At 70.7% G+C, this 15,128-nt stretch carries 14 protein-coding genes; 13 read left to right on the top strand and 1 reads right to left on the bottom strand.

The genetic code is table 11. From position 1 onward, the window contains the following. Window positions 1–32 precede the first annotated feature (32 nt). The 4 genes from cheY to IE066_RS01090 all read left to right on the top strand — a co-directional run bounded on the left by cheY (window position 33) and on the right by IE066_RS01090 (window position 5,276). Window positions 33–425 carry a chemotaxis response regulator CheY gene (gene cheY, locus IE066_RS01105; protein ID WP_189446491.1) on the top strand — a complete coding sequence of 131 codons (393 nt, stop codon included), beginning with the start codon at window positions 33–35 and terminating at the stop codon, window positions 423–425. Next, window positions 422–1,030 carry a protein phosphatase CheZ gene (locus IE066_RS01100; RefSeq protein WP_189446490.1) on the top strand — a complete coding sequence of 203 codons (609 nt, stop codon included), beginning with the start codon at window positions 422–424 and terminating at the stop codon, window positions 1,028–1,030. Before cheY ends, IE066_RS01100 begins: the two co-directional genes overlap by 4 nt. 20 nt (window positions 1,031–1,050) lie before the next feature. After that, a complete protein-coding gene (locus IE066_RS01095) occupies window positions 1,051–2,850 on the top strand; it encodes a chemotaxis protein CheA (RefSeq protein WP_189446489.1) in 1,800 nt (599 codons plus the stop codon). A 62-nt stretch (window positions 2,851–2,912) separates the two neighbouring features. Further along, entirely contained in the window at window positions 2,913–5,276 is a 2,364-nt protein-coding gene (locus IE066_RS01090; RefSeq protein WP_229790617.1) for a methyl-accepting chemotaxis protein, read from the top strand. On the opposite strand, the gene IE066_RS01085 is transcribed toward IE066_RS01090, so the two are convergent. After that, window positions 5,269–7,674, bottom strand: coding sequence for a hybrid sensor histidine kinase/response regulator (locus IE066_RS01085; protein WP_189446487.1), 2,406 nt, complete (start codon window positions 7,672–7,674; stop codon window positions 5,269–5,271). The genes IE066_RS01090 and IE066_RS01085 overlap by 8 nt on opposite strands. A gap of 96 nt (window positions 7,675–7,770) precedes the next feature. Here IE066_RS01085 and IE066_RS01080 point away from each other — a divergent pair, with 96 nt between their 5' ends. From IE066_RS01080 to IE066_RS01040, 9 genes are all read left to right on the top strand, one after another. Continuing rightward, window positions 7,771–8,502, top strand: coding sequence for a hypothetical protein (locus tag IE066_RS01080; RefSeq protein ID WP_189446486.1), 732 nt, complete (start codon window positions 7,771–7,773; stop codon window positions 8,500–8,502). A gap of 60 nt (window positions 8,503–8,562) precedes the next feature. After that, complete coding sequence (locus tag IE066_RS01075) at window positions 8,563–9,303, top strand: flagellar motor protein (protein WP_189446485.1); 741 nt, start codon at window positions 8,563–8,565, stop codon at window positions 9,301–9,303. Then, window positions 9,303–10,184 (top strand): flagellar motor protein MotD, encoded by an 882-nt coding sequence (motD, locus tag IE066_RS01070; RefSeq protein ID WP_189446484.1) that lies wholly within the window; start codon window positions 9,303–9,305, stop codon window positions 10,182–10,184. The genes IE066_RS01075 and motD overlap by 1 nt, the downstream gene beginning before the upstream one ends. Then, the gene (locus tag IE066_RS01065) at window positions 10,184–10,954 is read left to right on the top strand and encodes a ParA family protein (RefSeq protein ID WP_189446483.1); all 771 of its coding nucleotides are present in this window, start codon (window positions 10,184–10,186) and stop codon (window positions 10,952–10,954) included. The genes motD and IE066_RS01065 overlap by 1 nt, the downstream gene beginning before the upstream one ends. A gap of 2 nt (window positions 10,955–10,956) precedes the next feature. Beyond that, complete coding sequence (locus IE066_RS01060; RefSeq protein WP_189446482.1) at window positions 10,957–11,652, top strand: chemotaxis protein CheW; 696 nt, start codon at window positions 10,957–10,959, stop codon at window positions 11,650–11,652. A gap of 179 nt (window positions 11,653–11,831) precedes the next feature. Continuing rightward, a complete protein-coding gene (locus tag IE066_RS01055; protein WP_189446481.1) occupies window positions 11,832–12,131 on the top strand; it encodes an STAS domain-containing protein in 300 nt (99 codons plus the stop codon). Beyond that, window positions 12,128–12,493, top strand: a complete 366-nt coding sequence (locus IE066_RS01050) for a response regulator (protein ID WP_189446480.1) — start codon at window positions 12,128–12,130, stop codon at window positions 12,491–12,493. Before IE066_RS01055 ends, IE066_RS01050 begins: the two co-directional genes overlap by 4 nt. A gap of 19 nt (window positions 12,494–12,512) precedes the next feature. After that, window positions 12,513–14,483, top strand: coding sequence for a chemotaxis protein CheA (locus tag IE066_RS01045; protein ID WP_189446479.1), 1,971 nt, complete (start codon window positions 12,513–12,515; stop codon window positions 14,481–14,483). Window positions 14,484–14,506: 23 nt separating this feature from the next. Continuing rightward, on the top strand, window positions 14,507–14,998 hold the full coding sequence (locus tag IE066_RS01040) for a chemotaxis protein CheW (RefSeq protein WP_189446478.1): 492 nt from the start codon (window positions 14,507–14,509) through the stop codon (window positions 14,996–14,998). Window positions 14,999–15,128 lie beyond the last annotated feature (130 nt).

Below are 15,128 nucleotides of genomic sequence, written 5' to 3'. Positions count from 1 at the left end.
GCACTACCCAGAAAAGCGAGGGCCCCCGTCCCATGGACAAGAACATCAAGATCCTGATCGTCGACGACTTCTCGACGATGCGCCGCATCGTCAAGAACCTGCTCAACGACCTGGGCTTCTTCAACACCACCGAAGCCGACGACGGCACCACCGCGCTCGTCGAGCTGCGCAAGGGCCCGTTCGACCTCGTCATTACCGACTGGAACATGCCGGGCATGCCGGGCATCGACCTGCTCAAGGCGATCCGTGCCGACGAGGCGCTGAAGAAGATCCCGGTGCTGATGGTGACCGCCGAAGCCAAGCGCGAGCAGATCATCGAGGCCGCGCAGTCGGGCGTGAACGGCTACGTTATCAAGCCGTTCACCGCGGCCACGCTGGCCGACAAGCTCAACAAGATCTTCGAGCGCGTCGAGGCCGCCGCATGACCACCGCGGCCGCCGTTCCGGTGGAGCGCGCCGCGATCGTCGAGGTGCTGCAGGCCGCGTTGCACGCGGTCGAGACCGGCGACGACGCCGGCGCGCGCGCCGCGCTCGATGGCCTGGTGCAGTGGCGCACGCAGCCGCTCGTCCAGGGTCTCGTGCGCCTCGCGCGCGAGCTCGCCGTGGTGCTGGGCGACGGCGGCCACGGTACCGCGTCGCTGCCCGAGGCCTGCTCGCGCCTCGAGCACGTGGTGCAGCTCACCGAATCCTCCAGCATGCGCACGCTCGACCTGATCGACGAGTGCTCGCGCCTGCTCGCCGCGCTGCCGCCCGCGCAGGACGACGCGCAGCGCGAGGCCATCGCCGGCCTGCGCTCGCGGTTCTCCGAGATGTCGCTAGCGCAGGGCTACCAGGACCTCACCGGGCAGATCATCCTGCGCGTGGTCGAGCTGGTGCGCGCCGTGCACACGGGGCTGGGCGACATCGTCGGCGGCTCCGAGCCGCTGCACCTGCACAACAACCGCGGCCACGGGCCGTCCGTGGGCGGCGTCGATCCGACGCCCGCCACCCAGGACAACGCCGACGAGCTGCTGTCCGCGCTGGGCCTCTGATTTTCTCCGGACGTGACGGCATGAGCGCCAGCGAAGGCATCAGCGAGATCTGCGCGGACTTCCTCGTCGAGGCCCGCGAGATCGTCGACCAGCTCGGCGAGCAGATGGTGGTGCTCGAGCGCGCGCCGGAAGACCGCGACGCGCTGAACACCGTCTTCCGCGGCTTCCACACCATCAAGGGCGGCGCGGGCTTCCTCGACTTCCCGCCGATGGTGACGCTCTGCCACGCCGTCGAGGACCGCCTCGACGTCGCGCGCAACGGCAGCCTCCCGCTCGATGGCTTCGCCTTCGACGGTGCGCAGCAGGCGATCGACCTGCTGGCCGACATGCTCGACTGCGTCGCGCACGGCCGCGAACTGCCGGCCGTGCCGCAGGCGCTGCTCGACAGCATGCACGTCGACGGCAAGAGCCATGCACCCGCCGCCACGACCATTTCCGCCGAGGATCTCCCCGAGAACCTCGACGACCTCGATTTCGATTCGCTGCTCGATGCGCTCCACGGCAAGGGGGCACTCCCCGGCGCCGCACCGGTGTCCGAAGCACCGGTGCCGGCCGCGGTCGCCCCCGCGCCTTCGCCCGCGCAGGTCGCGCGCCCCGAGCCGGTCGCGGGCGGACGCCGCAGCCCGGCGTCCAACGACGCCGGCGAAACGACGGTGCGCGTGGACGTGCGCCGCCTCGACGCGATGGTCAACCTCGTCGGCGAACTCGTGCTGGCGCGCAACCGCCTGAAGACCATCCGCCCGCGCCTGCGCGACGAGGATCTCGATCGCGCGGTGACCTCGCTCGATGCCGCCACCAGCCGCCTGCAGTCGGCGGTGATGATGGCGCGCATGCAGCCGGTCGGCCGCGTGTTCTCGCGCTTTCCGAAGCTCGCGCGCGACGTCGCGCGCCAGGTGCAGAAGTCGGTCGAACTCGAAGTGATCGGCGCCGAGACCGAGCTCGATCGCAACCTCGTCGAGGCGCTGTCCGATCCGCTGGTGCACCTAGTGCGCAACGCGATCGACCACGGCATCGAATCGCCCGAGGCGCGGCGCGCCGCCGGCAAGCCCGAGCAGGGCAACGTGCGCCTGTCCGCGCAGCAGGAAGGCGACCACGTGCTGATCGAGGTGCGCGACGACGGGGCCGGCATCGATCCCGACCGCATCCGCGACAGCGCGATCCGCAAGGGCCTGATCGATCCGGAAGCGGCCGCGCGCCTGTCGTCCGACGAATGCCTGCAGCTGATCTTCATGGCCGGCTTCTCGACCAAGGCCGAGGTCAGCGACCTCTCCGGCCGCGGCGTCGGCATGGACGTGGTGCAGAGCAAGATCCGCGAACTCTCGGGCACCGTGCAGATCCAGTCCGAGGTCGGCCGCGGCACGCGCATGTCGATCAAGGTGCCGCTCACGCTCGCCATCCTGCCCACGCTGCTCGTCGAGATCGACGGCGACGTGTACGCGCTGCCGCTCGTGCGCGTGGTCGAAGTGCTCGCGCACGAAGGGCGCGGCGCGATGTGGATCGACGGCCAGAGCGTGCTGGACCTGCGCGAGCAGCCCACGCCCGTGCTCGACCTGCGCCACTGGCTGGGCCTCGATGCATCCAGCGAAGGCGCGTCCACCGGCGTGGTGCTGCAGGCCGGCGAGCAGCGCTTCGTGCTGCTGGTGGACCGCGTGCGCGGCCGCGAGGAAGTCGTCATCAAGGCGCTGCCGCGCACCCTGCGCGGCCTCAAAGGCTACGCGGGCGCCAGCCTCATCGGCGACGGCCGCATGGCGCTGATCCTCGACGTCGACTCGCTGCACGAGACGGGCGTGCGCACGCGCAGGGCGGCGCTGGCCGGCTAGCACAACGCAAAGCCGCTTGCACTGACCACCCTCAAACGGGCCGCCGCCGGGCGGCCCTATCGTTGCGCCCGTCCGTCGGCCGACTGCCAATCGCGTCACGACATCTCGCAAGGGAGCCGACCGACACAGGGGATCCCAGCCGAGTCGCGCCCATGCGCCAGAACCTACCCGTGACACAGGTCGAAGTGTTGCTGCCCGAGGGCGAGGAGATCGTCTCCCGCACCGACCTCAAGGGCCGCATCGTGTCGGTGAATCCCACCTTCGTCCGGGTGAGTGGATTCACCGAGGCCGAACTGATCGGACAGCCGCACAACATCGTGCGCCATCCCGACATGCCGTCCCAGGCCTTCGCCGATCTATGGGCGACCCTCCAGGCCGGTCGCCCGTGGGTCGGCTTGGTCAAGAACCGTTGCAAGAACGGCGACCACTACTGGGTGCAGGCCAACGCCGTGCCCGTGCACGAGAATGGCGCCCACGTCGGCTACATGTCGGTGCGCCGCCAGGCCACGCGCGACCAGGTTCGCGAGTGCGAGGCGGCCTACGCGGCGCTGCGCGCGGGCACGTCGAGCAAGCAGCTGCGGCAGGGACGCCTGTGCGGCCCCGAACGGTGGACTCGCCGCTTCAATCCGCTCTGGAAGATGTCGCTGCGCGCGCGGCTGTTGAGCGCCGCGCTCGGCATGGGCGCGTATGGGCTGGTGCTGATGGCGCTGCAGGCGCGCGGGGCACCGTCCTGGCTGATCCTCGCGACCATCGGCGGCGGCACCGCGTTCGCGCTGTACTGCGCCTGGTGGCTCGCGCGCGACGTCGTCGGCCGGCTCGAAGAGGCTGGCCGGCAATTCCGCTTGCTCGCCAGCGGACGCTACGACGCCCATCTGCCGATCGACCGGGATGACGAGGTTGGCGCGATGTTCCTGGGCATCAAGGCGATACAGGTGCGCCTCGGATTCGAGATCCAGGATCAGGCGCGACGTGCCGCCGAATCGGCGCGCATCCGAAGCGCACTCGACGCGGCCGACGTGAACATGATGATCGCCGACGCGGACCTCACCATCCTGTATGTCAATCCCGCGATGCAGCGCATGTTTGCGGCCGCCGAAGACGACCTGAAGGCCGCGTTGCCGGGCTTCCGTGCGGACGCCCTCGTGGGTCGGTCGATCGATGTGTTTCATCGCGACCCCGCCCACCAGCGCGCCATGCTCGCGACGCTCGACCGGCCGCACCGTGCACGAATCGCGCCCGGCGGCCGCCGCTTCGAGCTGATGGTGACGCCGGTATTTGACAATGCGGGCCGCCGCGTCGGCTTCGTCACGGAATGGCGCGACCTGACGATGGCGATGAAGGCGCTGGCCCGCGAGGTGGGCGACGTGGTTCAAGCGGCGGCGCGCGGCGATTTCAGCCGCCGCATCGGCCTCGACGGCCAGGACGGTTTCCTCGAAGTTCTGGGCAGCGGCGTCAACGAGCTGCTGGAGACGACCGAGCTGAGCCTTCGCGCCACCGCCGACGCACTGGATGCCCTCGCCCACGGCGACCTGCGGCCGCGCATCACCGCCGAGATGCACGGCCTCTTCCACGAGATGAAGTCGCGCGCCAACCAGACCTTCGAGCAACTCGGTGCGATCGTCCGGACGATTCGAGAGGCCAGTGCGCACATCCACATCGCCTCCCGCGAGATCGCCGAAGGAAACGAGGATCTTTCGCGTCGCACCGAGCAGCAAGCCGCCGCGCTCGAGCAGACCGCGAGCTCGATGGAGGAACTGACCACCACGGTTCGGCAGTCCGCCGGCAACGCCGCACAGGCGCGGACGCTGGCCGACGACGCCGCGGCGCAGGCCCGCGACGGCGGAGAACTGGTCGAACGCGTGGTGGCGACGATGGCGCAGATCCACGACGCCTCCGTGAAGGTCGCCGATATCGTGTCGGTCATCGACGCGATCGCGTTCCAGACCAACATCCTCGCGCTCAATGCCGCGGTCGAGGCGGCGCGCGCCGGCGAGCAGGGGCGCGGATTCGCGGTGGTGGCGAGCGAGGTACGGGCACTCGCCCAGCGTTCGTCCGCATCCGCGCGGGAGATCCGGCAGCTGATCGGGCGCTCCACCCAAGCGGTCGACGAGGGTCGCGCGCTGGTCGCGCGTGCCGGCATGTCGATGGATGGCATTGTCATGCGCATAACCGAGGCCGCCGCCCTGGTCGCGAACATCGCCGGCGCGGCCGCGGAGCAGTCCACCGGCATCAGCCATGTGAATCAGGCGGTGGTGCACATGGACGAGAGCACTCAGCAGAACGCCGCGCTGGTCGAGGAGGCCAGCGCTTCGGCGCAGGCACTGGAGACGCAGGCGCGGCAACTCGTCGAAGCGGTGTCCGTTTTCCAGCTGGGCGACGCGACGTCTTCGCGTGACAGCGCACGGACGCCGGCGCGGGTCACCTAGTCGCGGCCACCACCGTCGCCAGCCAGTCCAGCAGTGCGCCGGCATCGACCGGCTTGGTGAAGTGGCGGTCGAAGCCGGCGGCGAGCGCGCGGCCCTGGTCCTCGGGACGACCCCAGCCGCTGAGCGCGGCGATGTGCGGGCCCGGCGCGGGCAGGAATTCGCGTAGCGCGATGACCACGTCATACCCGGAGATGTCGGGCATGCCGATGTCGAGCAGGGCGACGTCGGGCGGTGCGCGACGCGCCTGCGCGATCGCATCCTCGCCGCTGTAGACGGTGGTGACGTCGTGGCCGCCGAGGCCGAGCAGCGCCGCCAGCATGTCGGCCGCGTCGTGGTTGTCGTCGGCAACCAGGATCGACAGCGGTTTCGTCGCGGCGCCCTCGCCCGCCGTCGTGCCGGCCTCGCGCTGCACGTGGCCGGCCGGAACGCGCACGGTGAACGCGCTGCCCTTGCCCGGCCCCTCGCTCGACGCCTGCACGCGGCCCCCATGCAGCTCCACCAGCCCGCGCACCAGCGCGAGGCCGATGCCGAGGCCGCCTTCGGCGCGCGAGAGCGCTTCCTCGCGCTGCGAGAACATGTCGAAGATCGAATCGATGCGGTCGGGTTCGAGGCCGATGCCGCTGTCGGTCACGCGCAGCACGGCGTCGTGGCCGTCGACCCGCGCCGACAGTGCGATGCGGCCGCCGCGATCGGTGTATTTCGCCGCGTTCGCGAGCAGGTTCGACAGCACCTGCGACATGCGCACCGGGTCGAGCCGCACCGGCGCGTCCGGCGCGGGCATGTCGACTTCCAGCACGTGGCCGCGCGCGTCGATCGCGTCCTGCACGCTTTCGAGCGCGCTGCGAACGATGTCGCCGAGCGACGCGTCCTGCGGCTGCAGGGTAAGCCGGCCGCGGGTGATGCGCGCGACGTCCATGAGGTCTTCCAGCAGCCGGCCCATGTGGCCGACCTGGCGCTGGATCACTTCGCTCGCCCAGGCGACGCGCGCGGGATCGTGCGCGGCCTGCGCGAGCAGGTGCGCCGCCGTGCGCACCGGCGCGAGCGGGTTGCGCAGCTCGTGCGCGAGCGTGGCGAGGAAGACGTCCTTCTGCCGACTGGCCTCGCGCATGGCGTCGAGGTGTCGACGCTGCTCGGTGACGTCCCAGAGCACGCCGGCGAACCGCACCGCGCGACGCTCGCCGTCGACGACATCGAAGTGCGCCTGGCCGATCGCGTCGACCCAGCGCATGCTGCCGTCGCGATGGATCACGCGGTACTGCTCGTGGTAGCGGCCTTCGTCCTCGCCGCGCAGCGCGAGTGCGATCGCGTCGCCGACGCGCTGGCGGTCGTCCGCATGCATGCGCGAGACCGGATCGCTCAGGTGCACCGTCTCGTCATCGCCGCCGATGTCGAACAGGCGCCGCGCGCTCGGCGACCAGTACACCTCGAAGGTGTCGGGATTGACGTCCCACCAGCCCAGCGACGAGGAGGACATCGCCAGCAGCAGGCGCTCTTCCGCCTCGCGCAGCGCGGACTGGCTGACCTCCAGGCTGCGCGCCGCCTCGACGTCGGCGGTGACGTCGAACACCAGGCCGCTGAGACGCAGCGGCACGGCACGGCCGTCCTGCTCGCCGAACACCAGCCGGCCGATGGAATCCACCCAGCGCACGCCGTCGCCCGCGAGGATGCGGAAGCGATGGCGCCATTCGTGCGTACTACCGGCTGCGAGCGCCTGCTGCAGCGCCGCGTCGAACGGCTCGCGGTCGTCGGGATGCATGCGCGAGAGCAGCAGCTCGGCGTTGGGCTCGGCGTCTGCCGGCACGCCGTAGATGGCGCGCGCGCAGGCATCCCAGCTCAGCACGTCCGTCGGCACGTCCCAGTCGAACAGGCCCGCGGACACCGAATCGAGCGCGAAACGCAGTTGCGCGCGGCTGGCCTGCAGCGCCGTCCAGGCTTCCTCGCGCGCGGCCTCGAGGCGACGGTCGGCGCTGACGTCGCGGAAAAGCAGTGCCAGCTGGTGCGGCGCGGCCACCGGATCGAGCGGCAGCGCCTCCACCTCGAACCAGCGGCCGATCGACGGCACCAGGTCGACGACCTTCAGGCGCTCGCGCGTTTCCAGCACTGCGGCGTAGCGCTCGATCCAGCCCGCGCGGATGTCCGGCACGAGTTCGCGGATGGTGCGGCCCACGGCATCGTTCAGGCCGGTCTGCTGCTCGAAGACACCGTTGGTTTCGAGATAGCGGTAGTCGACCGGATGCCCAGTCGCGTCGAAGAGGATCTCGATGATGCAGAAGCCGATGCTCATCGCGTCCAGCACGTCGCGATGCCGGGTGTCGAAGGCGGGCGCGAGCTGGATCTGGTCGGACGCGGGAGCGGACACGGCGGTGGGCTGGGCAGCGGCGGCCGCGGAGGATCGCATGCACCACCGAGGCCGCTCTCACCCGCCCGTCACGCCGTTTCGCGGCCGCCACGGCGCGGCTGCTATGAACGTACCCTCCTTGTCCGGAGCCGCCGCATGCGCCTGCTCGTCCTGCTGCTTTCGCTGTCGATGCCCGTGATCGCCTGGTTCGCCCAGCGCGGCGCGTTCGGGCCCACCAACGGCGAGATCTCCGACCGCTATCCCACGCTGCTGGTCGCCGCGGGCTATGCGTTCTCGATCTGGGGCCTGATCTTCCTCCTCGACGTGCTGCACGGGCTGCTGCAGGCCGGTGGCCGCCGGCGCGCGCTGGCCTCGCTCGATCGGGCCGCGCCGTGGACGGCGCTGGGCTTCGGCGGCAGCGCGATCTGGATGCCGCTGTTCTCGGCCGGGCATTACGCGCTGTGCGTCGCGATTATCTTCGCGGCGACGCTGGGCATGGTGCAGGCCTCGCGCATCGTGCTGGCCGATCCGGCGACCCGGGCGGTCTCGCGCTGGGCGCTGCCGCTGCACGCGGGCTGGCTGACGCTGGCGAGCTTCCTCAACCTCGCGCAGACGATCGTCGCCTACCGCTGGCTGCCGACCGGCGACATGCTCGGCTGGAGCCTGGTGCTGCTGGCGCTCGCCACGCTCGCGCTGCTGCTGGTCAACGCGCGGCTGCGCAGCCTGCCCTATGCGGCCGCGGCGGCCTGGGGGCTCGTCGCGGCCTGGGTGCAGCAGCACGATTCCACGCTGCCCGGCGCGAACGTGACGGCCGTCGCGGCGCTGGTCGCGGCCGCGCTGGTCGTCGTGCAGCTTCTCGTCGCAGGCCGCCGCCGACGCCGCCACTGACCGCATGACCCGGGCGGTACCGGCTCAAGAAAGCGGCACCGCTGCCCGTTAACGGGGCCGATGGACAGGCTCACTCTCATCGGCGTCGTGCTCGCGCTGGTCGCCCTCGTCGGCGGCAGCGTGCTCAAGGGCGCCGGGCTTTCGGGGCTGTGGTCGCCCGCCGCCTTCGTGATCGTGATCCTCGGCACGCTGGCCGCAACGCTGGTGCAGACGCCGATGGCGACGTTCCGCCGCGCCATGAAGATCCTCGGCTGGGTGTTCCGCCCGCCGGCGCGCGACGGCGCCGCGCAGATCCGCCGCCTCGTCGAATGGAGCAACATCGCGCGCCGCCAGGGCCTGCTGGGCCTCGAGCCCGAGCTGTCGAACGTCGACGACGAGTTCCTGCGCAAGGGCCTGCAGATGGTGGTGGACGGCAACGAGCCCGAGCAGATCCGCCAGACGCTCGAGATCGAGATGCAGGGCCAGCAGCAGCGCGACATGGCCGCCGCCAAGGTCTTCGAGGGCATGGGCATCTACTCGCCCACGCTGGGCATCATCGGCGCGGTGCTGGGCCTGATGGCGGTGATGAAGAACCTCGCCGACCCGAGCAAGCTCGGCCACGGCATCGCCGCCGCGTTTACCGCGACCATCTACGGCATCGGCGCGGCCAACCTCGCACTGCTGCCCATGGCGGCCAAGCTCAAGGGCGTGGTCAACGGCCAGGCGCTGGAGCGCGAGATGCTGATCGAGGGACTGATCGCCATCGCGCAGGGCGAGAACCCGCGCAACATCGAATCGCGGCTGTCGGGCTACCTGCACTGATGGCGCGCCGGCACGTCCACGAAGAGCACATGAACCACGAGGCCTGGGCGATCCCCTACGGCGACCTCGTGACGCTGCTGCTCGCCTTCTTCGTGGTGATGTACGCCATTTCCTCGGTCAACGCCGGCAAGTACCGCGCGGTGGCCGACTCGCTGTCGAACGCGCTCGGCGGGCCGCCCAAGGCAATCACGCCGGTGCAGCTGGGCAAGACGCAGGTGCGCGGCGCCGACCACGACCGCCCCACGCTCGCCACCAAGGGCAGCACCGCGCCCACGCGCGCTGCCGCGGTGCAGCTCGCACCGCTGCCGCTGCCGGCCGCGGAGGCCGCCGCCGATGCGCAGGCGCGCTCGGCGAAGCAGTTGCAGGGCATCGGCAACCGCATCGGCGACGCGCTTTCCGGGCTGGTCAAGCAGAAGCTGGTGCGCGTGCGTCGCGGCACCGATTACCTCGAGGTCGAGATCCAGAGCGACCTGCTGTTCGCCAGCGGCTCGGCGCGGCCCAGCGCGCTCGCCATCGACACCGTCCGCAAGGTCGCCGACGTGCTGCGCGACGAGCCCAACGCCCTGCGCGTGGAGGGCTATACCGACAACCAGCCGATCGCCAGCCCGCAGTTCCCGTCGAACTGGGAACTGTCGGCCGCGCGCGCGGCCAGCGTGCTGCATGTGATGGTCGATGCCGGCATCGCGCCGCAGCGCCTGTCGATGACCGGCTATGCCGAATTCCAGCCCGTGGCCGACAACGCCACGTCCGAGGGCCGCAACGCCAACCGCCGCGTGATGCTGGTGATCCTGCCCGCGGGCCTGGGCACCGACGCGGTGACTCGCAGCGGCACGGTGTCCGTCGCGATGCGCGAGACCCGCTCCGACCGGAGGACCGCCTGATGCAGACCTGGGCCATCGCCAACCAGAAGGGCGGCGTCGGCAAGACGACGACCACGCTGTGCCTCGCGCGCGGCCTGGTCGGCGCGGGCCACCGCGTGCTGCTGGTCGACCTCGACCCGCATGCCTCGCTGTCGCATGCCTTCGGCGTGCCGACCGACCCGACGCCGCGCGGCGCGTACGAGCTGTTCACCGACGCGGCGCCGACGCTGTCGCGCCTCGCGCGCGAAACGCCGGTGGACGGACTGACGCTCTGTCCCGCGCAGCCCGCGCTCGCCACGCTCGAGCGCCGCGGTGCCACCCAGCCGGGCCTCGGCCTTGCGCTCGGCCGCGCGCTGCACGCCTCGCGCGGCGCCTACGACTACGTGCTGCTCGACTGCCCGCCCACGCTCGGCCTGCTGATGGTCAACGCGCTGGCCGCGGCCGACCGCCTGGTCGCGCCGACGCAGACCGATCCGCTGGCGCTGCACGGCCTGCGCGACATGATGCGCACCGCCGACATGGTGGAGCGCTCGCGCCGCCGCCCGCTGCCGCGCGCGGTGATCCCGACGCTGCACGATCGCCGCACCCGGTCCGGCCAGCAGAGCCTCGATGCGCTGCGCGAGACCTACGGCGAGCAGGTCAGCCCCGATCCGATCCCGCTCGACACGCGCCTGCGCGACGCCGCGGCGGTGGCGACCGGCCCGACGCTCGCCAGCCGCGGCGCCGATGCCTATCGCGAGGCGCTGCAGTGGCTCCTCGATCCCATATCCCTCGAATGCGAAGCCGCGTGACCATGGCCCCCATCGACGCCTACCTCGACGAACTGCTCGGCGGCGAGTTCCAGCCCGCCACGATCGCGGCCGACGCGCTGCCGAAGCCGCTGCGCGAGGCGAACGCGCCCGAACCCCCGCCGGCGCCCATCGCGCCTGCAATGCCGGTCGAGCCGCCCGCACGCATGCAGGCCCCCGCGCCCGGCCCGGCGCGTGCGATGCCGTCGCTGGCAAACTTCATCGCCACCGATCCGATCGCGCCCATCCCGCGCACGCCGATCGCGTCCAGTGGCCGCGCCCGCACCGCCACCGGCGGCAACCGCTGGCTGCGCGTCTGCGTCGACCACGATTCCTATGCCTTCGAGCTGCTGCGGGTGCAGGAGGTCGTGCGCGTGGCGCCGGTGGTGGCCATGCGCGGCGCCGCGCATTCGGTGCTGGGCGTGATGAACCTGCGCGGCCGCATCGTGCCGGTGTTCGACCTCGGCCTGTGGCTGGACGTCGGCGCCGTGCGCGTCGAGGAACGCTCGCGCGTGGTGGTGATCGAGCGCGACGACGAGCTGATCGGCGTGCTGGTGACCTGCGTCGAGGACGTCGTGTCGCTGGAGGCCGAGCACGTCGAGCCGCCGCTGCCGGGCGCCGACCCGGGCCCGACGCTGGGCGTGGCGCGCGTCACCGACGCCCCGACGGTGCTGCTCGACGCCGACGCGCTGTTCGACTGACTCGCACCGCCCGGATCGACCGGCAGCCCGTGCCGGTCGCCTCGCCGTGCGCGCTCCTCGCCACGTCGCGACGGCCGCCGGCCTCCCGAACTGCGACGCGCCTCGCACCCCGGCCGCCTCAAGTCGCCCGTGACGCCGCCGTTAAACCGGTCGTATTCCTTTCCGCGGCGAGGTGCGTCATGGCCGAACTGAGCCTTCAATCCGACCTCGGCATCGAGCACGTGGGCGAGCTGCACCAGGTGCTGCTGCCGCATCTCGAGGACGACGAGCCCGTGTCGCTCGTCGCCGACCAGGTGCAGCGCGTGCACGCCGCCGGGCTGCAGCTGCTGCATGCCTTCGTGCGCGACCGCAGCGTCGCGGGCCGCCACACCACCGTCACCCTCGCCTCCTCTGCCCTGGTCAACGCCGCGCGACAGCTCGCGCTGGCGACGAGCCTGGGCGTCGATAACACTCAAGCTGTAAACGGAGATATTGCGTGAGCGCGCAACTGCTGATCGTCGACGACTCCACTTCCATGCGACAGATGGTCGCGTTCGCGCTGTCGTCGGGCGGCTATAACGTCAGCGAGGCCGAGGACGGCCAAGCCGCGCTCGACATCGCCAAGACCAAGCGCTTCGATGCGGTGGTGACCGACGTCAACATGCCGCGCATGGACGGCATCGAGCTGATCCGCAACCTGCGCCAGCTGCCCGACTACCGCTTCACCCCGCTGCTGATGCTCACCACCGAGTCGGGCACCGACAAGAAGCAGGAAGGCCGCGCCGCCGGCGCCACCGGCTGGCTGGTCAAGCCGTTCGATCCGGAGCAGTTGCTCGCGACGGTCCGCAAGGTCCTCGGCTGATCCGCAGGAGCGCGTCCCCATGGACATGAGCCGGTTCCACGCGGCGTTCTTCGAGGAAAGCCGCGAAGGCCTGGACACGATGGAGTCCGGCCTGCTCGGCATGGAGGCGGGGCGTTCCGACGCGGACACGATCAACCTGATCTTCCGTGCCGCGCACTCCATCAAGGGCGGCGCCGGCACGTTCGGCTTCAGGTACATCAGCGACTTCACCCACGTGATGGAGACGCTGCTGGACGAGGCCCGCGCCGGCAAGCGCCATCTCGATTCGGCCGCGATCAGCGTGCTGCTGACGTCCGTGGACGTGCTGCGCGGCATGATCGACCACGCCGAGAACGGCAGCGGCCTCGACCAGCCGGCGATCGACGCGAGCAAGCGCGAACTCGACACGCTGCTCACCGGCGTCGCCCCGGCGGCGCCGACCGCCGCGGCCGCCAAGCCCGGGAGCGACGGCCCCGAGTGCTGGCGCATCGTATTCCGCCCGTATCCGTCGCTGTTCCTCAGCGGCAACGATCCGCTGCGCATGCTGCGCGAGCTCGACGAGCTCGGCGCGCGCGACATGGCCTGCTTCGACGACACGCTGCCCGCGTTCGCCGAGCTCGATCCCGTCAACGCGTATCTCGGCTGGTCGTTCGAGCTGCCGGGCAGCGTGAAGCGCGGCGCGATCGACGACGTGTTCGCCTGGGTCGAAGATCAGTGCGACCTCGTGATCGAAGCGATCGAGCCCGAGCCGGCGCCGGTCGTCGAGGCCGCGCCGGTCGTGGCCGAGGCCGCCGCGGACGCGCATGCGCCCAGCGCCGGTGGCGGCGCCGCCGAAAGCTCGATCCGCGTCGGCGTCGGCAAGGTCGACGCGCTGATCAACCTCGTCGGCGAACTGGTGATCACGCAGGCGATGATCCGCCAGCGCGCCGAGTCGCTCGACCCGGTGCAGTTCGAAGGCCTGCTGGCCGCGATCAACCAGCTCGAGCGCAACTCGCGCGACCTGCAGGAAGCGGTGATGAGCGTCCGCATGCTGCCGGTCGACTTCGCCTTCAGCCGTTTCCCGCGCATGGTGCGCGACCTCGCCACGCGCCTGGGCAAGAAGGTGCGCCTGAAGACCACCGGCGAGCAGACCGAGCTGGACAAGGGCGTGATCGAGAAGATCGTCGATCCGCTGGTGCACCTGATCCGCAACTCGATCGACCACGGCCTCGAGGCGCCCGAAGAGCGTCGCGCCGCGGGCAAGGACGAGACCGGCACGATCGCGCTGAGCGCGATGCACCAGGGCGGCCACATCGTCATCGAAGTGACCGACGACGGCCGCGGCCTCAACCGCGACAGGATCCTGCGCAAGGCGATCGAGCGGAACCTGCCGATCGGCGAGAACCCGAGCGACGCGCAGGTCTGGGAGCTGATCTTCCATCCGGGCTTCTCCACCGCCGACACGCTCACCGACGTGTCCGGGCGCGGCGTCGGCATGGACGTGGTGCGCAGGAACATCCAGGCGCTCGGCGGCGGCGTCGACATCCGCAGCGAGACCGGCCGCGGCTCGACGATGACGATTCGCCTGCCGCTCACTCTCGCGATCCTCGACGGCATGACCGTCGCGGTCGGCGACGAGGTGTTCGTGGTGCCGCTCAACGTGGTCGTGGAATCGCTGCAGCCCAAGGGCGACGAGGTGCGCACCATCGGCGGCGGCGACCGCGTGCTGCGCCTGCGCGAGGATTACATCCCGATGCTCAACCTCGCCGAGCGCTACGGCATCGATACCACCGCGAGCGCGCTGCTCGATACGCCACCGATCGCGGTGGTGGTGGAGAGCGAGCGCGGCCGCATCGCCTTGGAGGTCGACGAACTGCTCGGCCAGCAGCAGGTCGTGATCAAGAACCTCGAAAGCAACTACCGCAAGGTCCCCGGCGTATCCGGCGCCACCATCCTCGGCGACGGTCGCGTCGCGCTGATCGTCGATGCCGACGGCCTCGCGCAGCACGTGCGCCTGAAGGACGCGGCCTGAGCCGCGCAGAGACAGAGAACCCCATGAGCACCGAAGCCATCGAAGACGTCGCCGGCCTCACCGAGCACGAGTACCTCACCTTCACCCTCGGCAGCGAGGAGTACGGCGTGGACATCCTCAAGGTGCAGGAGATCCGCGGCTACGATCAGGTCACGCGCCTGCCGGGCGCGCCGGACTTCGTGAAGGGCGCGATCAACCTGCGCGGCCTGATCGTGCCGGTGGTGGACATGCGCATGAAGTTCCAGCTGTCGCAGGCCACCTACGACGACACCACGGTAATGATCGTGCTGAGCATCGCCGGCCGCACCATCGGCATCGTGGTCGACAGCGTGTCCGACGTGCTGCGCCTGCAGCCCGACCAGCTGCGCGCGGTGCCGGACCTGGGCTCGGCCATCGACCGCAAGTTCCTCATGGGCCTGGGCGTCGTCGACGAACGCATGCTGATCCTGCTCGACATCGAGCGGCTGATGACGAGTGAAGAGATGGGGCTCGTGGAGCAGGCCGTCGCCGCCTGATTCGCGCCAGCACCGCTTTGCATGCAACGGCCGCTTATGAGCGGCCGTTCATGTTTCCGCGCACCGTTCGGCGGACAAACGGCGTGCGCGCGTTGCTATTCATGAAAGCCCCTGTACCGTGATGGCTGTC

Origin of the sequence: Cognatilysobacter xinjiangensis, assembly GCF_014651995.1 — a bacterium.
Taxonomy (GTDB): domain Bacteria; phylum Pseudomonadota; class Gammaproteobacteria; order Xanthomonadales; family Xanthomonadaceae; genus Cognatilysobacter; species Cognatilysobacter xinjiangensis.
This window is presented reverse-complemented; position numbering and strand designations above follow the sequence as displayed.